Here is a 19,932-nt window from a genome sequence, read left to right on the forward strand (position 1 = left end):
ACCCCAGCGCTGCGCAGGACTGTCGTCCGTGCGTTCGGTGTTATGACACCCAGCTGAGGCGCCGACGCGAAAGGTAAGACATCCACGACGGATCGAGAGGGAGCGTGAAGATCAACGCTTGCCTCGGGTAACTCTACCGCAACCTCGAGTATTCCTCGACGCCAGGTTGCCAGTGGGTTACGTCACTCCCCGCCCGGCCGAGGAATGACCATCGGTAGCTCACCGATCGGCGACCCGCCACCGGCGCGCCTCGAACGAAAACCGCCCCCTGCGAAAACAGGGGGCGGCCAACGTAGTTCGGCTACTCGCTCGCCAGCGCGCGCCTGCGCACCCGCCGCGCCGCGGCGACCATGTTGCGCAACGACGGCTCCAGCTGCCAGTAGTGCCTGGTCTTGAGCCCACCGTCCGGATTCGCCCAGAGTCGTTCCGGCGTAATGGCTTCCGCCGCGGCGGTGAGCAACTCGTCCAGTTCGTCGATGTCCGGGATCCGCGCCGAGCGGCTCTCGTAGACACCGGGACCGACACCGTGGCTCAGCCCGTGGTCGGTGCCGCTGTCCGCCTGGAGCGCCTTGACCACCCAGTCGATCGAGCGGGTCGCCACGATCGCGGTGACGTCGCAGTCGAGTTCCTCGATCGCCTCGACCACCTCGGCCCGGCCGGAATAGCCGATGTGCGTGTGGATCTGGGTCTCCGGCTGCACCCCGGAGGTGGCCAGCCGGAACGCGCCGACCGCCCAGCGCAGGTACTCCGCCCTGCCCTCGGGCCGCAGCGGCAGCATCTCCCGCAGCGCGGGCTCGTCGACCTGGATGATCGCGATGCCCGCCCGTTCCAGGTCGACCACCTCGTCCCGGATGGCCAGCGCCACCTGGTCGGCGGTCTCGTGCAGCGGCAGGTCCTGCCGGACGAACGAGCGCGCGAGCATGGTGACCGGCCCGGTGACCATGCCCTTGACCGGCTTGTCGGTCAACGACTGGGCGTAGCTGATCCACTCCACCGACATCGGCGCGGGCCGCGACACGTCGCCGTAGAGGATCGGCGGTCGCACACACCGCGATCCGTACACCTGCACCCAGCCGAAGTGGGTGGTCGCGAAGCCGTCGAGCAGCTCGGCGAAGTACTGGATCATGTCGTTGCGCTCGTGCTCGCCGTGCACGAGCACGTCGAGCCCGATGTCCTCCTGCAGCCGGATCGTCGCCTCGATCTCGGCCTCGATCCGCTTCTTGTAGTCGTCGAAGGACAGCCGGCCCTGGCCGAGTTCGTAGCGGGCCTGCCGAATCTTGTTGGTCTGCGGGAAGGAGCCGAGCGTGGTCGTCGGCACCGGCGGCAGGTTCAGCTTGGCCTGCTGGGCCTCCCGGCGCACCGCGTAGGGCTCGCGCGCCCGCATGTCCGGCGTGACCGCGTAAACCCGTTGCCGCACCGCGTGTTTCTGCTTGAAGTGCACCTCGGTCGGCCGCTTGCGCCAGCTGTCCGACGGGCCGTCGGTGAGCGCCTTGGCCAGCGAAACCACCTCGCCCACCTTCTGTTTCGCGAAGGCGAGCCGGTCGGCGACGTTACCGAGGATGTCGTACTCGATGAGCAGGTCATAGGGCACGTGCAGCAGTGTGGTTCCGGTCGAGACGACCAGATCCGGGCACACCTGCGCGAGCTGGTTCAGGTACTCGAGCGTGACGTAACGGTCGGCCCGCCAAACGTTCTGGCCGCTGATCACACCGGCGTACAGGCGCTTACGGCGAATGCCCGGAATCTCCGCGAGCTCCTCCGGCCGGATGCGGTAGCTGGCCAGGTCGAGCCCGATGGCCTCGACATTGCTGGCCGCCAGGATCCGCAGCGCCTCCCCGAAATCGCCGTACTGGCCGGTGACGAGCATCCTCGGGCGCAGCGGCGCCTTCGAAAGCCGTTGGTAGGCAGCCTCGAACGCGGCCAGCTCGGCGGGCGTGCGCTCGCTGGTGAACGCGGGCTCGTCCAGCTGCACGCAGGTGGAGCCGCGCTTGGCCAGGATCTCGAACAGCTCCTCATAGGCAGGCAGCAGCCGGTCGAGCAGCTTCAGCGTGTCGAACTCGTCCTCACCGGGGACCTGGCCCGCCTTGGACAGCAGCAGCAGCGACACCGGGCCGAGCACCACCGGTCGCAGCTCGATGCCCTGCGCCTTGGCCCGATCGAATTCGTCGAGCAACGCCTCGGGGTGCAGCGAGAATTCGGTGTCGGCATCCAATTCCGGCTGGCGGTAGTGGTAATTGGTGCCGAAGAACCGGACCAGCTCCAGCGGCGGCAGATCCGGCCTGCCGCGCGCCATGAGGAAATAGAAGTCCAGCGGATCCATCTCGTCGCGGAACGGCTCGAACCGCTTGGGCACCGCGCCGAACATCAGCGCGTTGTCGAGCACGTGGTCGTAGAACGAGAAGGTATTGCCGGGGACCTGGGTCAACCCGGTGGCGGCGAGTTCGTTGAACTGCCGTTCCTGAATGTCACGGCCCACCGCGAGCAACTCTTCGCGAGGAATCGCACCGCGCCAATAGGCCTCGAGTGCCCGCTTGAGTTCTCGATGCGGCCCGATGCGCGGATAGCCGAGGATGCTCGACCCGTAGCCGTCGGTCACGTTCACCATGAGCGCGCTGCTCCCTTCGATGGCTGTGCGGCGCCCACTACGAAGACTGGACGCCGCACGCTATTGCGCCTGGGTTGAATCGAAACGAGCTCAGGCCCGGTTGTACTGGTAGAAACCGGCGCCGGTCTTCTTGCCGAGCAACCCAGCTTCGACCATACGCATGAGCAGCGGCGGAGCCGAGTACAGCGGCTCCTTGAACTCCTGGTACATCGAGTCGGCGATCGACTTGACGGTGTCCAGGCCGACCAGGTCGGTCAGTGCCAGCGGGCCCATCGGGTGCGCGCAGCCGAGCACCATCGCCTTGTCGACGTCGTCCTTCGTGGCGAAGCCGGACTCGACCATCCGGATGGCCGAGAGCAGGTACGGCACCAGCAGCGCGTTCACCACGAAGCCGGAGCGGTCGGCGGAGCGCACGACCTGCTTGTCCAGCACGTCACCCGCGAACGCCTCGGCCCGCTTGGACACGGCCTCGCTGGTCTTCAGCGTGGTGACCAGCTCGACCAGCGGCAGCACCGGCACCGGGTTGAAGAAGTGCATGCCGACCACGCGCTCGGGCTGGGTGGTGGCGACGGCGATCTTCATGATCGGGATGGAGGAGGTATTGGAGGCGAGCACCGCGGACGGGTCGGTGACGACCTTGTCCAACTCGGCGAAGATGGCGGTCTTCACCTTCTCGTCCTCGAGCACCGCCTCGACCACCAGCTGGCGGTCGGCGAAGTCGTTGAGGTCGGAGGTGAACCGCAGTCGCCAGGCGGCCTGCTCGCGCTCGCGCTCGGTGATCTTGCCGCTGCTGACGCCGCGGTCCAGCGAACGGAGGATGCGGGCACGACCCGCGGCGGCCAATTCCCTGGTCTGTTCGAAGACGAGCACGTCGACGTGCGCCCTGGCACACACCTCCGCGATTCCGGCACCCATCTGTCCGGCGCCGATGACACCGACGCGTTGAATCTTCTCGCTGCTCACGTCCCGCTCCTGCTGTTGGTCTGGCTAGTCGGTGGCTGGAAGGGGTGTGCTCTGGTGTGAGCGGCCCTTCGATGGTCCAAGGTATAGGGATGCCCTCCCCGCCGGGGCTGTTCAGGCGGGGAGGGCGGTACACCCCTACAGGGGGTTATCGGTATTCACGTCGGGAACCTCATTCCCTGGGTGAATCACGAGTGGCTCAGTGGAACTGGCCCTCTTCGGTGGAGCCCTTCAGCGCCGCGGTGGAGGTGTTCGGGTCCACGGTGGTCGCGATGGTGTCGAAGTAGCCCGCGCCGACCTCACGCTGGTGCTTGATGGCGGTGAAGCCACGCTCGGCGGCGGCCTTGAACTCGCGCTCCTGCAGGTCGACGAAGGCGGTCATGCCCTCGCGGGCGTAGCCGTAGGCCAGGTCGAACATGCCGTAGTTGAGCGAGTGGAAGCCGGCCAGGGTGATGAACTGGAACTTGAAGCCCATCGCGCCGAGCTCACGCTGGAACTTCGCGATGGTCGCGTCGTCCAGGTGCGCCTTCCAGTTGAAGGAGGGCGAGCAGTTGTAGGCCAGCAGCTGGTCCGGGAACTCGCTGCGCACCGACTCGGCGAACTTGCGCGCGACCTCGAGGTCCGGCACGCCGGTCTCCATCCAGATGAGGTCGGCGTAGGGGGCGTAGGCCTTGGCCCGCGCGATGCAGGGCTCGATGCCGTTCTTCACACCGAAGAAGCCCTCGGCGGTGCGGGTGCCGTCCAGGAACTCCCGGTCGCGCTCGTCCACGTCGGAGGTGATCAGGGTGGCGGCCTCGGCGTCGGTGCGGGCGATGATCACCGAAGGCACGTCGGCGACGTCGGCGGCCAGGCGCGCGGAGGTCAGGGTGCGGATGTGCTGCTGGGTGGGGATGAGCACCTTGCCACCGAGGTGGCCGCACTTCTTCTCCGAGGCCAGCTGGTCTTCCCAGTGCACACCGGCGGCACCGGCGGCGATCATGGCCTTCTGCAGCTCGTAGGCGTTCAGCGCGCCACCGAAGCCTGCCTCGGCGTCGGCGACGATCGGCGCCAGCCAGTTGCTGACCGAGGTGTCACCCTCGACCTTGGCGATCTCGTCGGCGCGCAGCAGCGCGTTGTTGATGCGGCGCACCACCGACGGCACCGAGTTGGCCGGGTACAGCGACTGGTCCGGGTAGGTGTGGCCGGACAGGTTCGCGTCACCGGCGACCTGCCAACCGGACAGGTAGATGGCCTTCAGGCCGGCGCGGACCTGCTGGACCGCCTGGTTACCGGTGAGGGCGCCCAGCGAGTTGATGTAGTCCTCGTTGTTCACGAGATCCCAGAGGATCTCCGAACCGCGGCGAGCGAGGGTGGCCTCTTCGACGACGGTGCCCTGGAGCTTCGACACCTGCTCGGCGGTGTAGTTACGGGTGACGCCCTTCCAGCGGGGGTTGGTGTCCCAGTCCTGCTGGATTTCCGCAGCGGTCTTCGGGGTGCCGGCGTTCGACATCTCTGACTCCACTTCCTCGTTTTAAGTCGATTGCCCCACGGCCGAGCGGTGAAACAGCTCGAACTGCTGGAGCGGCAATTTGCAGGCTTGCTAGGCCCATGGGGTGTACTTCCACACGATTGCACAATGCGAAATGGCCGTCTACCTGTTGCTAATGCGAATCTAAGCTAGGTTTCGATCCCCGTTTGCTAACTTTGCGAAATTAGCGGGCTAATTGCAAAGACTGAACCTACCGGCTGGTAGCCCTGACGTGCGGTTTTACCGTAACGCTCGTACTGTTAGAGATCGACGGCACCTCGGTCCTCGACCGGGCGCGGCATTCCGGGTTGTGAGGACGTTCACAAGTCCGGGCGGGTGCCGCCCGTGTGGGCCACGCCACCCTCGCCTGTGCCGGGCGCGCGGCGTCGGGCAGACTGAGGCGAATCCGAACTTGGACATGCGACCGGCGCCACCACGGCGTCCGCGAACGGCAGCACTGCCCGTGCACCCGGCAGCACTGCGCACCCGAACAGGAGTCCCCATGCGGAAATCGGTCCTCGCCGCCGCGTTCACCCTCGCCTGCACCGCAGGCCTGCTGAATCTGCCGGTCGCGACCGCCGCGCCCGCGGGCACGGTCGAGTCGATCGCCCCGCTGGCCCCGGCCGCGACCCTGCCCGGCTCGGTGAACTCGGCCCGCCTGCTGTACCGCTCGACCACCGCGAACGACGTGCCTGCCACGGCCAGCGCGGCCGTCTACTTCCCGCCGGGCGAGCCGCCCGCGGGCGGCTGGCCGGTGATCGCCTGGGCACACGGCACCGTCGGCCTCGGCGACAACTGCGCGTACAGCGTCGCTGGGCCCGGCGCGGTCGAACGCGACTGGGCCTATCTCGGGACCTGGCTACAGCAGGGTTATGCGATCGTCGCCGCCGACTACGCCGGGCTCGGCACCCCGGGTGAGCACCCGTATCTCAATGGGATCGTTGAGGCGCACAACGTCGTCGACGCGGTCAGGGCGGCCACCGCGCAGTATCCGTCGCTCGCCAAGAAGTGGGTGGTGGTCGGCCAGTCCCAGGGCGGCGGTGCCGCCGTCTATACCGCGCGCTACGCGACTGAATTCGGCGGTCCGGAGCTCGACTACCGCGGCGCGGTCGGCACCGGCGTACCCGCATATATCGAGGACATCCTGACCTTGCTCGGCCCCGGCATGCCGCCGGTGAAGCTGAGCCCGCACACCACCGGCTACGTGCTCTACATCCTCAACGGGTTGCGCACCACCTACCCGGAGCTGAACATCGAGTCCTTCCTCACCGACGCGGGCCGCAGGTGGCTGGCCGAGGCGCGCGAGGCCTGCCTCGTGCCGCTCGGCGACGAGCTCGCGGCCGAGGGCGTCGTAGTCGGGAACCTCTTCAGCAAGCCGCTCAACCAGATCCCGGACCTGCACGGGCTGCTGACCCGCTACCTCGGGCTGCCCGAATCCGGCTACGACAAGCCGGTATTCCTGGGCCAGGGGCTGCGCGACACCGACGTCATCACGCCGGAGACGCTGCGGTTCGCCGCCGTGTTGCAGGCGAACGGACAGCCGGTGCGGTTGCACACCTACCCGGAGGACCACAGCGGCGCGGTGAACGCGTCGCTGCGGGATTCGGTGCCGTTCGTGCGTGGCTTGTTCGGTTGAGCCGACGGCGCGCGGCCGCTCGTCGAGCGGCCGCGCCGCCCGCTAGCCGGACAGGCTGCTGATCGTGCAGACCAGCAGTGCGAACGGGTGCGTGACGCCACCGCAGCTGCCCTGGACGGTCTCGACCTGGACGGGGGCGTGCGGCTCGAGCGGCAACGGCGCCGCGCCGGCCGCGCCGGCGCCGATCAGGGTTGCGGCACCGATCATGGCGGCGGCGGCGAATCCACGTACTGCGAACATTCGAACTCCTCATGCATCGGGTAGACGGCCGAACCTTAATCGGCGAGCCCTCGCTACGCATGACCCGAATTATGTTGCCTTCGAACGGCGCGGTGCGGAATTCAGGCCCGCGCCGGATGGACCCGGCGCCAATGTTCGGCGATATCGATGCGGCGGGTGATCCACACCTTGTCGTGCGACTGCACGTGGTCCAGGAAGCGTTCCAGCGCGGCGGTCCTGGCCGGGCGGCCGACGATGCGGCAGTGCAGGCCGATCGACAGCATCTTCGGACTGCCTTGCGCGCCTTCGCGATACAGCACGTCGAAGGCGTCGCGCAGATGCGCGAAGAACTGCTCTCCGGTGGGAAAGCCCGCGGGCGAGGCGAACCGCATGTCGTTGGTGTCCAGCGTGTACGGCACCACCAGGTGGTCTCGGCCGTGCACGGTGACCCAGTAGGGCAGGTCGTCGGCGTAGGAGTCCGCGTCGTAGACGAAGCCGCCGTGCTCGACCACCAACTCCCTGGTGTTCGGGGAGTCGCGCCCGGTGTACCAGCCCAGCGGCGCGGTGCCGGTGAGCTCGGTGAGGATGCGCACCGCCTCGGCCAGGTCCGCGCGTTCGGTGGCACGGTCGGTCAGCTGATAGGACTTCCAGCGCAGGCCGTGACCGGCGATCTCGTGACCGAGTTCGCGAAAAGCGGCCACCGCCTCCGGGTTTCGCCGCAGCGCGTGTGCGACGGCGAAGATGGTCAGCGGCAGGCCGCGGCGCTCGAAGACGCGAAGCACCCGCCAGAGACCGGCGCGGGAGCCGTACTCGTAGAGCGACTCCATGCTCATATGCCGGTTCGGAAAAGCCTGCGCCGGCGTCATTTCGGAGAGAAACGTCTCCGAGTGCTCGTCGCCGTCGAGCACGTTGAGCTCGCCGCCCTCCTCGTAGTTCAGCACGAACTGGACGGCGATCCGCGCATCGCCGGGCCACCGCGGATCGGGCGGTGTCGGGCCGTAGCCGAGGAAGTCGCGGCTCGGCGCGACCGGCTCGCTCATCCGCCGAGCTCGCCGAACAGCCGCAGCCGGGCGAGACCACCGTCGGGGTAGATGTCCAACCGCACCTCCTCCACCGACGCCGCCATCGGCGCGATGGCGAACTGGTGCCTGGTGTCGGGCAAAAGGTCGGTGCGCGGCAGCAATTCGAGCTCGGTGCCGTCGTTGGTGCGCCCGGTCAGGCGCGCCGCGCCGGGGCTGTTGCCGAGGAAGTACGAGGTGTCGATCTCGGCGAGCCGGATCAGGCCGGGCCCGGCGAGCCGGATCCGCACCCAGTCGTTGCCGTCGTCGCGGCGGCGGGCGGTCTCCCAGCCGTCGCCCATCCGCCGGGCCTGCCCGGGATACAGCAGTTGATTCGGCGAACTGTAGAAGCGGTTGGAGCAGTCGAGCACCAGCGCGCCGTTTTCCAGCGCAGCCAGATCGAGCGGGCCGAGCCCGAGCAGCCGGGGGTCGGGGCTGCCCTCGCCGTGCACCCGCAGGCGCGCCACCCCGCCATCGGGGTGCATGGTGAGTTTGACGTGGGTCCACCGCCGTTCGCTCGCGACGGCGAACGGATTGCGGCTGTCCCCGGCGACCGGCGCATGATCGATCAGTGTTTCCCAATCGTCGCGGGCGGCAATGCTTTCCGCGGTCGGATAGTCGGCGACCTCCAGCGCGGCCACCGATACCGCGGGCGGATAGTTGCCCTTGAACCAGGCGGTGTCGACCACGACGCCGCGGATCACGCCGGGCACGCCGAGCCGCACGATGGCGAAGTCGTCGCCGGGACGGCCGCGGTGCCTGCGGGTTTCCCAGCCGTCGTAGACCTGACCCTTGTGCCCGAAGGTCGCGGGCTGGTATTCGGCCGGGCCCGGGTTGATCAAATTCTCCTTCTCCGCGAAGAATTCGTCGTTCGCCCAGATCACCGAGCCGCCGAGCGGGCGAACGGCCAGGTCGGGCAGCAGGGTGAAGTCCGCGGCGGCCGCAACGCTCGCCGCGGGGTGGGCGCGCACATGCGGCGCGGATTTCCCGCCGCCGGTGACGATTTCGGCGGTCATGACCGTACCTCCTGCGGAATCGGCGCACGCGTGACCAGGGCACGCAACACCGCCGGTGACAATTCGGGCGCTCGGGCGGCGAGGTCTTCGGCGGTCCGCGCGCCGCACTCCACGCCGCGTAAGACGGTGGCCGCCAGGGCTTCCGCGGTGGCCGGCTCGTCCATGACCCCACCCGAGCGGCGGTCCAGGTAGGCCTGCAGGCGCGGCACGGCCACGTCGATCGCCTGCCGGAAGAAGTCGTAGGTCGCCAGCCAGCGGGTGACCAGGTGGCCGGGGTGCATGTCCCAGCCCTGGTAGTAGCCGCGGCGCAGCGACCGGCCGACCAGGCGGTGGTGATTGCGCAGCGCCGCCGCCGGCTCGGTGTCCGGCACGATCTGGGTGGAGCCGTCGCACACCCAGACCCCGGTCTGCGCGGCCGCCACCTGCATGACCGACTTCGCGTAGTCCGCGGCGGGGTGGTCGAGCGCCTGGTCCGGCGCGGCGACACCGCAGGCGGCGGTGTAGTCGTAGGTGCCGAAATGCAGTGCACTGCATCGCCCTTCGGCCAGTCCGATCATGCGCGCGATCGGCGCGGTGCCGTCGGCGGCGATGATCGCCTGCGGGCTCTCGATCTGCAGCTCGAAGCGCAGCGTGCCCGCGGCGAGCCGATAGCCGCTCTCCAGCCCCTCACACAGCGCCACCAGCGCCGGAACCTGCTCGGCGGCCCGGATTTTGGGGACGGTGAAGACGAAACCCGCGGGCACGTCGACCATGGCCGCCAGCACCAGCTCGAGCGTGCGCACGGTCCGGTTGCGCTCGCCGACGGCCAGGCCCTTCGTCCGGATTCCGTAGCTCTGCGGGCGGTACGGCGTGTACGCCCAGGTGGCCAGCACCGCACCGGCGGCACCGGCCGCCTCGTCCTCCTCCGCGTCCGTGCGGAAGCCGTAGCCGTCTTCGAAGTCGATGCGCAGATCCTGAATCGGATCCCGCGCCAGCCGCTCGCGCACGTCGGGCAGCGAGCCCGTCGAGTCCAGCTCGGCCAGCAGGTCGTGGTGGCGGTCGAGCAGCTCGACGGCCGCCGCACCCCAGGTGCCCGGGGTGTCCTCCATGATCCGGTCGGCCGGGACATAGGCGGTGTGGATCGGCTGCGCCCGCCCGTCCGTCCCCGGGTAGCGCGTGCGCAACTCCGTGTCGACGGTGTCGAGCATGGCATCGATGCTGGCCCGGACGTTCTCCGGCAAGCGTGTCACCCTTGGTCTCCTTCCCGCATAGCGCGCCAGATCCGATCAGCCGTCATCGGCAACCGATCAGGTCGCACCCCGACAGCATCGCGTATCGCGTTCGCCAGCGCCGGGGCGACCGGGTTGTACGGGGACTCGCTCATCGACTTGGCGCCGAGCGGGCCGAACTCGTCGGCGGTGTCGGCGAAGTACACCTCGGTGCGCGGCACGTCGGCGAACTGCGGAATGTGGTAATGCCGCAGCGAGTGCGTGGTGACCACGCCGCGCTCGCCGCGCATGTCCTCGTACAACGCTGTGCCGATGGCCTGGGCGACGCCACCCTCCACCTGGCCGCGGCACTGCACCGGATTGAGCACGGTCCCGGCGTCGGCGGCCTGGATCGACTGGAGGATGCGCACCGCGCCGGTGTCCGGGTGCACGGCGACCCGGAAGGCGTGCACGTTGAAGCTCACCGAGCGCGGGGTGCCCGCGTGCTCGCCGTGCGCGGTCAGTTCGCCGTCGGCCAGCAACTCGGTGACGCCGAATACCTGCTCGCCGCAGCGGACTCCGCCGGCGACCAGCACGCAGTCTCGCTCGGGCAGCCCGGCCAGCTTCGCCGCTCTGGCCAGCAGCAGCCTGCGCAGTTCGAGTGCCGCCGCGTAGGTTGCCTTGCCCGCCACCACGATTCCGGTGGAGCCGAACGCGCCGGTGTCGTGCCCGATCAGATCGGTGTCGGATTGCCGGACCACGATGCGCGCCGCGTCGGTCTCCAGCGCCGTGGCCGCGAGCTGCGCGTGCACAGTGGTGGTGCCGTTGCCGAACTCCGCGGTGCCGACCCGGAGTTCGTACCGGCCGTCGGGCAGCAGGGTGATCGTCGCGTCCGCCGAATGCCCGCGCGGCGGGATGGTCGCGATCATCGCCACCGCCATGCCGGTGCCGGTCCGCCATGCCGGGCCGGGCGCCGCTGTTCCGTTGCCCCGCAACAGTGCTCGTTCCGCCAGGTCTAGGCACTGGTCGAGGCCGTAGCTGCCGAAGCTCAGATCGCTTTCGTCCACCGCGGCGCCGACGAACGCGTCACCGGGCACCACCACGTTGCGCCGCCGGAACTCGAACGGATCGATGCCGAGTTCGCGCGCCAGCTCGTCCAGCGCCGACTCGATCCCGAAGATGACCTGCCCGAGTCCGTAGCCGCGGAAGGCGCCGGAGGGAATGTTGTTGGTGTACACCGCCTGTGCGTCCACCCGCTTGTTGGCGCAGCGGTACACCTCGATCGACTCGCCGACGCCGTGGAACATCACCCCGGCACTGTGGTTGCCGTACGCGCCCGCGTCGGCGAGCACATCGACCGCCAGTGCGGTCAGCACGCCGCCGGCGTCGGCACCCGCGCTCACCTCGACCCGCATCGGATGACGGCAGGTGGCCGAGGTGAACTCGTCGGCCCTGGTGAATTCGTACTGCACCGGCCGCCCGGTCCGCAGCACCGCCAGCGCGATCAGGTCCTCGGCCAGCATCTCCTGCTTGGCGCCGAACCCGCCGCCGACTCGGGTGGCGAACACCCGCACCTGATCGCGCCGCAGCCCGAACACCTGGCACAGCTCGTTGCGCACCAGGAACGGCACCTGGGTGCTGCACCGGATCACCAGCCTGCCCTCGGCGTCCAACCAGCCGATCCCGCCGTGGGTTTCCAGGTGCACGTGTTGTCCACGCGGCGAATGCCATACGCCGCGTACCACTTTCGCCGCTGCGGCGAGCCCGGCCGTCACGTCGCCGACCTCGCCGTGGATCTCGGCGATCAGATTGCGCGCCGGGTCCGCGATCCGCGCCGAATCCGGTTTCTCCGCATGAAGTTTCGGCGCTTCCGGCGCCAAGGCGTCGGCCGGATCGAAGACGGCTGGCAACACCTCGTACTCGACCCGCAAGGCCCGGCAACCGGTGCGGGCGGCCGCCGAACTCTCCGCGACCACCGCCGCCACCCGCTGCCCGACGAAGCGCATCGTCCGATCGAGCACGTAGGTGTCGTCGGGGTCGTCGGCCCGCAACTCGTGCCGGGCCGTGGAAAACGCCACGTCCGGCGCGTCCGCGTAGGTCAACACGGCGTGCACTCCGGGCACGGCCTCGGCCGCTGCCGTGTCGATCGAGACGATGCGGGCGTGTGCGTGCGGACTGGGCAGGACCGCGATGTGCAGCGGCGCGGTGGGTGGCGATACCTCCGGTGCGCCAGGGGAATTCGTCTCCCGGGTGCCGTCGTTCGCCACCGTTGGCCCGGCGCCGGGGTGGATGTCGAAGGTGAACGGCTCCGCGCCGCGCACGATCCGCGACCCGGCGGGGGCGCCGACTCCGCTTCCTGCGCGCCCGGCGACCGCACGCTGATGTCCCGCGCACCGGCCTGCGCCATCCGCTTCGGTCACGTCGGCGGGCGCTCGGCCGCTCAGCGCCTCGGCGATCGACCGATAGCCCGTGCAACGGCACAGGTTTCCCTTCATCAGCTCGGCGAGGTCGGCGTCGGCTCGGCCGTCCTCGGTGCCGCAGCCGAGACCGGCGGCGGTCACCACCATTCCCGCGGTACAGAACCCGCATTGGAAGGCGGCGTGCTCGACGAAGCTGCGCTGCACGGGATGCGGGTCGGCGGCGGTGCCCAGCCCGGCGGCCGTGGTGACCGCGCGACCGGCGACGCGGTGGGCCGGGATCAGGCAGGAGTGCACGGTCGCTCCGTCGAGCTGCACCGAGCAGGCACCGCAATCGCCTGTGTCACAACCCTTTTTCACGGACGAGGTGCCTTGCTCGCGCAGCAGGGTGCGCAGGCACTGCCCGGGGCGTGGGTCGGCCTCGACGGGCCTGCCGTCGACCTCGAATCTCATGGCCGCCCCCCATCGCGTAGCTCAGCGGCGACCTCGCGGGCGAGCACACCGGTGACATGGCGACGCCAGTCGGGCGCGCCGTGCGGGTCGTCGAACCACAGCGACGGAGCTACCCCGGCGACCGCGGCATCGATCTCGGCCTCGCTGGGCGGCTCGACGAACTCCAGCACGACCGGCCGACCGGTGGCGGCGGTGACGGTGACGACACATCGGCCACTCGGCTCACGGCGTCCCATCACCACGGAACCGGAGCGGCCGAGTGGCGCGAGGGCTATCTTCCGGAAACTGGTGTGCGCCAGCAGCCCTGCCGTCGGCACGGTGATCGAGCGCAACACCTCACCCGGCCGCAGCACATTCTCCTCCGGACCGAGGACGAACTCCCGCAACGGAATCCGCCGGTCCACGCCGTCTCGTCCCCACACCAACGCGACACCGTCCAGCGCGGTCAGCGCCGCGAGCACACCACCGGCGGGCAACGACAAACACACGTTGCCGCCCACCGTCGCGGTACGCCAGATCTTGTGTGACGCAAGCAATGCCCGGCAGCCCTGCGCGAACAGCCTTGTCCCCGGCCACTCTTCGCGCAGCACGGGTGCACCGAGCTCGCGGCCGGGCACCGCGCCGGCGAACTCGGCCAGCGTGCAGGTCGCCGCGATCTCCAGCCCGTCGGGCACGACGGTGTAGGCGGGCCAGTCGAGCGCGGTGATGTCGATCAGCCGTTCCAGGTGGTGCTGCGGTTCGGCGAACAGATACGTCCCGCCGGCGAGCACCGCGCACGAACCACCGACGGCGCCGAGGTCGGCGCGCCGCCGCGCCACCGACACCTCCCGGATCGTGTCCAGGTCCACGTCTCACCTCACTCCATTGCCGCTACGGCCACAGTAGGAGCGGGGAGTTGCCGCGATGTTGCACAACTCCCGCCCCAGATTGCGCGGCCGTTACCTGACCGCGCACTCCGCTTCCCAAGATCGCCCGCACACCCCCGCGGCACTCGACGTCCGTCCCGTCCGCCTCCCGACAGTCAGAGGCGACACCGTTCCAGTATCCCGCACGTGCTCTGAACAGGCCCAATGCCAATTGGATACCTGCCAGTCTATTTCTCACCGCTACCCGCACAGGCCGCGAGAATCGCGCGGCGGCAGCACCCCCGTGCGACACGCCGCGTCCCCGGTCCACGGCGCGCTGTAGACACGCACGGCCGGACACGTTCCACACTCGACAACCGGGCAGCCGCCGGATTAATCTCCATCGCGGCCCGCTCTGTGTGACATTTCCCACGCATCGTCGGGCCGTTCCCTACTGATGTGTGCCACCGGCGGCCCCTGCTGTCGGCAGCCATGTCCCGACGCGGAAGGGCCACCGATAAACGCCAACCAGCGGGCGGCGACCGCCGACCACGAGTTGCCTGCGCCCCGCGCCGCGGACGCACCGTCCTCCTGGCTGATGACGGCGGCCGACTTCCCCCTGACCGAGCGCGACCTGCATGTCCTGCGTCGCACGTTCCGCGACGACACCGAACTCGACCACTGGCTACCGGGTGGCGAACAGTACCGGCGCCGGGCATACCAGTGCTTCGAGCTGAGCACGGCCCGATTGGCCGCGGCCGGGCCCGGCGCACTCACCGCGATCGACCAGCCACCGCCCTACGTACAGTCCAAGCAGGTCAACCCGGTGGCCGGCGATATCGAGCGCACCTTCAAGCTGATCCCGCCCGCGCATCCGGCGACCGAGCCGACCAGGCAGATCGCCACCGCCGTCGCCCGGCTGCTCGCGGCCAACGGCCTGCTGTCGGCGCACACCACGCCGCACTGCCTCGTCGACGCCCATTACATGCGGCTCATCGCGCCCGGCCATCCCGCGCCGGAGGGCAAGCACCGCGACGGCCTCATCGCCGGCTCCGCGCACCTGATCCAGCGGACCAATGTCACCGGTGGCGACTCCGCCCTCTACGATCGCTACGACCCGGACCGGGAGCTGTGCGGCTTCGTCCTGGAAAACCCGCTCGACTCCTACGTCTTCGACGACGAACGGGTACTGCACTACACGACGACAATCACGGCGACCGATCCCGACGCGGGCGCCGGGTTACGCGATGTCCTGCTGATCGGATTCAGAAAGCGTGAATAGTACGACGACGACCTTCGTCGACCAGCTGCCCCGGCTGCTGCCCGACGACGAGCTCGTGCAGCTGGCTGCCGGGCTCACCGCGGTCCCCTCCTTCACCGGGCAGGAGACGCCGCTGGCGTTCCATGTCCGGAACACCCTCGCCCGCAACGACATCCACGCCTACCACCAAGAGGTGCAGCCCGGCCGCCTGCAGACCATCGCGCGGCTCGGCCCGGAGCACGGCACCCCCGCGCTGCTGCTCAACGGCCACCTCGACATGGATCCGCTCGGCCGCGACCAGCCGGGCAAGCCGTTCACCGCCCGGCGCGAGGGTGACCGGCTCTACGGTGCGGGCCTGCACAACATGAAGAGCGGTCTCGCGGCGATCCTGGGTGCGGCGATCGCGGTGCGCCGCAGCGGAATGGCCCTGCGGCGTCCGCTGCTGCTCGAGTTCGTCGTGGGTGAGCTGCAAGGAGGGGTCGGTACCAGGCACGCCTTGCGCAGCGGGCTCACCGCCGACGCCGCCGTGGTGCCCGAGCCGTACTCGGTCCGCCGGGTGATCACCCGCACCGCCGGGGTGCACAAGTTCGCCATCGTGGTGCGCGGCACCACCGCGCACACCAGCAGGCACCACGAAGGTGTCGACGCGGTCGCGGTGCTGCGTCGCGTGCTCGACCTGCTCGACACCGCCGACCTCGGCCTGCGCAACAGCGAATTCCCGCCGCTGCCGAGGCTTCAGGTGGCCAGCCTGATCGCGGGCCGCGGCGAGGGCCACGATCTGTCCGGGGTGAGCTACTGCTCGGACAAGGCCACCGCCCTCATCGATCTGCGCTATCCACCGCCGCACGAGCCGCACAACGTCAGCAAGGCCATCGATGTGGTGCTGGACCGAGCGCGCGACGCCTTCCCCGAGGCCGAGATCATCGTGGAGCACCCGGTCGATCCGCAGTACCGGGTCGGCGGCACCGATATGCCGCCGATGGACATGCCCGCCGACTGCGCGGTGGTGCGCGACATCGCCGAACTGCTGCCGAGGGTCTCCGATTTCCAGGTCGAGGAGACCGGATTGGCGCTGCCCTACTCCTACTGCGGCAACGACACCACCCACCTGAGCCGGGCGGGCATCGAATGCTGCCTGTTCGGGCCGCGCGGCGCCGCACCCGACACCGAACACCACGTGCTGATCAGCGAAATGCGGGCCTGCGCAGACACTCTCGCGCTGTTGGCCGAGCGGCGCTGCGGATAGCCGCTCACCTGCCTCGGGTGCGCAGTTCCGTGCGCATCTGCGCCGCGAGCTGCACCCCGATGCCGTCGTACAGCCCGACCGCCTGCGCGAGCAGCGCTTCGGCCTCGCCCCTGGCGCCGGTCGCCGACGCGACGCCGGCCAGGCTGCGCAGCGCGTCCGCGCGACCCAACGGATCGCAGATCCGGTACGCGACGCCCATCGATTCGGTGTAATACCTTCGGGCGGAATCGAATCGGCCGAAGTGCCGCTCGATATGCCCGAGCCCGCGCAGCGCGTCGACCTGGCCGAGCGGATCATTGATCTCGACGGCGATCTCGTAGGCGCCCTGGAACATGTCGCGGGCTTGGGCGGGCGATCCCGACTTACGCGCGAGATTCCCCAGGCCCCACAGGGTCCAGCCCTCGCCGTAGCGGTCGTGGATGCGGCGGGCGATCTCGAGCGCGTCGTCGAAGTAGCGCCGCGCGGTCTCGTGGTCACCGACCAGCCGTTCGATGTGCCCGAGCCCGCGCAGCGCGTCGCCCTCCAGCTTCTGATGATTCAGGCTTCTGGCGATGTCCAGCGCCTCGGCGTAGCGGCGTTCGGCGCCCTCCGGGTCGCCGAGCCTGCGGATCACCTCCGCGAACCCCCACTGCGCGGTGGCGATGCGCACCGGATCGTCGATGGCCTCCGCGATGGCCAGCGCCTGCGCTGAGCAGTTCCAGGCGGCGCGGTACTCCGACGAGGCCCGCTCGACGTGGGCCAGCCCGTCCAGGGCGTCGCACTCGGTGGGTCGATCATCGATGTCCCTGGCGATGGCGAGCGCTTCGCTGAAATAGCAGCGCGCCGCCTTGTGGTCGCCGGTGACCCGGGCCGTCTGCCCGAGCTCACACAGCACGGCCGCGTGGCACTGCCGATCGGTCAGGTCCATGGCGATCTCGCTGGCCAGCCGGAACCCGGCGCACGCCTGCTGGTGCTGCCCGATCAGCCGATCGATACGGCCCTTGCCGACCAGCGCCCAGGCTTGCGCGCGCCGATCGGCGATCTCGACGGCGATATCCAAGGCCCGCGCGTAGAGGCGCAACGCAAGCGACCAGTGCCCGGTGCCGGACAGGTGCGAGGCCAGCCGGGTGGCCAATTCCGCCGCCGCCGAGGAGGCTTCGGCCCCGCGCAGGCAGCACACCAGCATGTCGCGTTCTCTGGTGAGCCAGGCCCTGGCCCGTGCCGTATCGGCGGACGGGTTCGAAAGATGCTCGCTGCCTGCCGGATCGAAGAGCTGATGCGCGCTGGCCCGGCGCGCCACCGCGAGGCCGGCACCGACCAGGCGGTCGACCACCTTCGCGTACTCCACCGGTGCGTCCTCGCGTTCGGCGTGCAGGCGCGCGCACAGTCGGGTCAGGTCGTGCATCCGGTAGCGCGGGCCGCCGGGTCCGCCCGGCGAGGGGTCGAGGAAACCGGCCTCGAAAAGCCTGCGCACCAAGGTCTTTCCGTCGCGCAGCGGCACGGCGGCCATGGTCGCCATCGCCTCGGCGGTGATCTCCGGTCCAGGGAACCAGCCGAGCAGCCGGACGGCGCGTTGCAGCCCGGCATCGCCGAGCCGCTGATAGGACAGCTCGAACGCGGCCCGCAGCGACTCGTCCTCGGCCGCGAAGCGATCCAGCAGATGCTCGGTCGCCGAGCCATTCGTGCGATCCGCGGGGGCGCGCTTGATCCCCTCGGTCAACTGCGCGATATCGGCCGCGCTGTCGGCGAGCATGGCCTCGCCGTGGTGCGCGATCTGGCCGCCGATCAGCCGGATGGCCAGGGGCAGCCGTCCCGCGGTGTGCAGGATCTGGCGCACCGCGGCCCGATCGTAGCCCGAGCGCAGATTGCCCAGCTTGACCAGCAGCTCCTCCGCCTCGGCCCACTCCATCACGTCCAGCCGCAGCGGCGCCGCCTCGGCCAGCCCGGTGAGCTTGCTGCGGCTGGTGATCAACACGAAACAGCCAGGCGCCTGCGGCAGTAGCTGTTTCACCTGGGCGCTGTCGAGTGCGTTGTCGAACACGATCAGCATCCGCCGCTGCCGGGTCGCGCTGCGCCACCGGTGCGCCCGCCCGGCCAGATCCGCGTCGATGGTCTCGCGCGGCACACCGATCTGCAGCAACAGCTGCTCGAGCACGTCCACCGGTTCCCGCGGTTCGCGGCCGAGGGTGTAGCCGTGCAGGTCGACCCAGACGGTGCCGTCCGGGTAGTGCTTACCGAAGACCGCGACGGCGTACCTGGCCAGCGCCGTCTTGCCGATGCCGGTGAGCCCGACGATGACGTGGACGGCGACGGTCCCGCTGCGCAGGTGCGTGGCAACCCGTTCGCGCAGTTGCGTTTTCGGACCCTCCCTACCGGTGAAGTGCGGCACCTCCGCGGGCAGGTCGCGACCCGCGCGCACCGGCTGGCGGCCGACGGAGCGCCTGGCCACCACCTCGTGATACTCCAGCCGCTCGGCGTGCGGCATGTAGGACAGGTCGGCGAGGTCGATCAGCTGGTCCCAGGTCGTACCGTAAATGGTGGCAAGGTTTTTCAGCACGCGAATGGTGGGCCGGGCACCGCTCGGCCGGTGCTCCTCGTCGTCGGGGTCGGTGCCGTCCCTGGCGAAGGGCCACGCCTCGTACTCGGAGATCCGGCTGGCCTTCATCGCCGCCCGCGCGCTGTCGGTCAGCTCGTTGTACCGCTCGGCGACCGCGGCCTGGGTCAAGCCGTTGGCGTAGCGCCAGGCCGCGCGCGGCCGGTACCCGCGCTGGCGCAGTTCGCCCGCCAGCGGCTCGAGCAGCTGCAGCTCGGTCAGGCCCAAGTCGGCCAGGCGATCACGCAGGCGCCGCCGTTGCTCGGCGGTGAGGGTGCCGCCGGGACGCCAGCGGTCGGTTCGGCCGGATCGATCCATCCCGCCACCCTCCCGCGCGCGACGCATCCGGCGAGGGTGCGGCCTGCGCCGGAGAATCGGGACGCTGATTGTGATTAATTCCTTGGTATCAGTAGCGTTTTCCCAGGTCAAGTAATTGCGTCAACCCGATAAAACGCCGCACCCGCTGGGATCGCCCCGCAGCCACCCGAACTGCCATCCTGGAAGGTGTCACAGGGACAACGTGACAACGCGGGGCGGATGAAAAGAGGTCGCACGATGGCGATTACGGCGACAGGCTGGCTGATCACCAGTGACGTGGTGCACGAGGCCGCGTTCCGGATCGATCTTCCCGAACAGGACCGGGGCAAGTGGGTGCTGTCCTACCTGCCGACCAACCGGCGGCTCAGCAGAAATCAGGCGATGGCGGGCATGATGCTCGCCGAGATGATCGTGCTCGATCAGCCGCACCCGGCGGGGCTCGATCACGAGGTCGCCCAGCTGCACGCGACGGAGCTCGACTGCACGCTGCACGACGTCATGAGCCTGCTGGCGTTGCGCGCGCCTGCCGGATCGACCGAGCCGGAGCCGCCGGTCGGCCCGACCGATGATCGCCTGAGATCCGCTGCCGCACTGGCACATGGCGTGACCTCGTTCGCGGCCTGAGCTCGAAC

Annotated in this window: 14 protein-coding genes; 4 read left to right on the plus strand and 10 right to left on the minus strand. The window is 69.5% G+C overall.

Going from position 1 to position 19,932, the window contains the following annotated elements:
- Window positions 1–301: 301 nt before the first annotated feature.
- The 3 genes from metE to aceA all read right to left on the minus strand — a co-directional run bounded on the left by metE (window position 302) and on the right by aceA (window position 5,054).
- Entirely contained in the window at window positions 302–2,605 is a 2,304-nt protein-coding gene (metE, locus tag ACIHA7_RS06120; RefSeq protein WP_397286029.1) for a 5-methyltetrahydropteroyltriglutamate--homocysteine S-methyltransferase, read from the minus strand.
- A gap of 90 nt (window positions 2,606–2,695) precedes the next feature.
- Window positions 2,696–3,568 carry a 3-hydroxybutyryl-CoA dehydrogenase gene (locus ACIHA7_RS06125; RefSeq protein WP_107659627.1) on the minus strand — a complete coding sequence of 291 codons (873 nt, stop codon included), beginning with the start codon at window positions 3,566–3,568 and terminating at the stop codon, window positions 2,696–2,698.
- A 196-nt stretch (window positions 3,569–3,764) separates the two neighbouring features.
- Window positions 3,765–5,054 carry an isocitrate lyase gene (gene aceA / locus ACIHA7_RS06130; RefSeq protein ID WP_135233687.1) on the minus strand — a complete coding sequence of 430 codons (1,290 nt, stop codon included), beginning with the start codon at window positions 5,052–5,054 and terminating at the stop codon, window positions 3,765–3,767.
- A gap of 520 nt (window positions 5,055–5,574) precedes the next feature.
- On the opposite strand from aceA, the gene ACIHA7_RS06135 reads away from it, so the two are divergent.
- The gene (locus ACIHA7_RS06135) at window positions 5,575–6,708 is read left to right on the plus strand and encodes an alpha/beta hydrolase family protein (protein WP_397286033.1); all 1,134 of its coding nucleotides are present in this window, start codon (window positions 5,575–5,577) and stop codon (window positions 6,706–6,708) included.
- Between the two features lie 42 nt (window positions 6,709–6,750).
- On the opposite strand, the gene ACIHA7_RS06140 is transcribed toward ACIHA7_RS06135, so the two are convergent.
- From ACIHA7_RS06140 to ACIHA7_RS06165, 6 genes are all read right to left on the minus strand, one after another.
- On the minus strand, window positions 6,751–6,948 hold the full coding sequence (locus ACIHA7_RS06140; protein WP_397286035.1) for a hypothetical protein: 198 nt from the start codon (window positions 6,946–6,948) through the stop codon (window positions 6,751–6,753).
- A gap of 101 nt (window positions 6,949–7,049) precedes the next feature.
- Window positions 7,050–7,967 carry an allantoinase PuuE gene (gene puuE, locus ACIHA7_RS06145; RefSeq protein ID WP_397286037.1) on the minus strand — a complete coding sequence of 306 codons (918 nt, stop codon included), beginning with the start codon at window positions 7,965–7,967 and terminating at the stop codon, window positions 7,050–7,052.
- Window positions 7,964–9,001: an allantoicase gene (alc, locus tag ACIHA7_RS06150; protein ID WP_397286039.1), complete on the minus strand. Its 1,038-nt coding sequence runs from the start codon at window positions 8,999–9,001 to the stop codon at window positions 7,964–7,966. The genes puuE and alc overlap by 4 nt, the downstream gene beginning before the upstream one ends.
- Window positions 8,998–10,188 (minus strand): DUF6986 family protein, encoded by a 1,191-nt coding sequence (locus tag ACIHA7_RS06155; RefSeq protein WP_397286547.1) that lies wholly within the window; start codon window positions 10,186–10,188, stop codon window positions 8,998–9,000. Before ACIHA7_RS06155 ends, alc begins: the two co-directional genes overlap by 4 nt.
- A 38-nt stretch (window positions 10,189–10,226) precedes the next feature.
- Window positions 10,227–13,058: a molybdopterin-dependent oxidoreductase gene (locus ACIHA7_RS06160; RefSeq protein WP_397286041.1), complete on the minus strand. Its 2,832-nt coding sequence runs from the start codon at window positions 13,056–13,058 to the stop codon at window positions 10,227–10,229.
- On the minus strand, window positions 13,055–13,906 hold the full coding sequence (locus ACIHA7_RS06165) for an FAD binding domain-containing protein (protein ID WP_397286043.1): 852 nt from the start codon (window positions 13,904–13,906) through the stop codon (window positions 13,055–13,057). The genes ACIHA7_RS06160 and ACIHA7_RS06165 overlap by 4 nt, the downstream gene beginning before the upstream one ends.
- A gap of 595 nt (window positions 13,907–14,501) precedes the next feature.
- Between ACIHA7_RS06165 and ACIHA7_RS06170 the strand changes: the two genes are divergently transcribed.
- Entirely contained in the window at window positions 14,502–15,185 is a 684-nt protein-coding gene (locus tag ACIHA7_RS06170; RefSeq protein WP_397286045.1) for a 2OG-Fe dioxygenase family protein, read from the plus strand.
- The gene (locus ACIHA7_RS06175; RefSeq protein ID WP_397286047.1) at window positions 15,178–16,410 is read left to right on the plus strand and encodes a M20 family metallopeptidase; all 1,233 of its coding nucleotides are present in this window, start codon (window positions 15,178–15,180) and stop codon (window positions 16,408–16,410) included. Before ACIHA7_RS06170 ends, ACIHA7_RS06175 begins: the two co-directional genes overlap by 8 nt.
- A 4-nt stretch (window positions 16,411–16,414) precedes the next feature.
- Here ACIHA7_RS06175 and ACIHA7_RS06180 read toward each other — a convergent pair whose 3' ends face one another.
- Window positions 16,415–19,327, minus strand: coding sequence for a tetratricopeptide repeat protein (locus ACIHA7_RS06180; protein ID WP_397286049.1), 2,913 nt, complete (start codon window positions 19,325–19,327; stop codon window positions 16,415–16,417).
- A 210-nt stretch (window positions 19,328–19,537) separates the two neighbouring features.
- Between ACIHA7_RS06180 and ACIHA7_RS06185 the strand changes: the two genes are divergently transcribed.
- Window positions 19,538–19,924: a hypothetical protein gene (locus ACIHA7_RS06185; RefSeq protein WP_397286051.1), complete on the plus strand. Its 387-nt coding sequence runs from the start codon at window positions 19,538–19,540 to the stop codon at window positions 19,922–19,924.
- Window positions 19,925–19,932: the final 8 nt, after the last annotated feature.

Source organism: Nocardia sp. NPDC052316 (assembly GCF_044547795.1).
In the GTDB taxonomy this organism is placed as follows: domain Bacteria; phylum Actinomycetota; class Actinomycetes; order Mycobacteriales; family Mycobacteriaceae; genus Nocardia.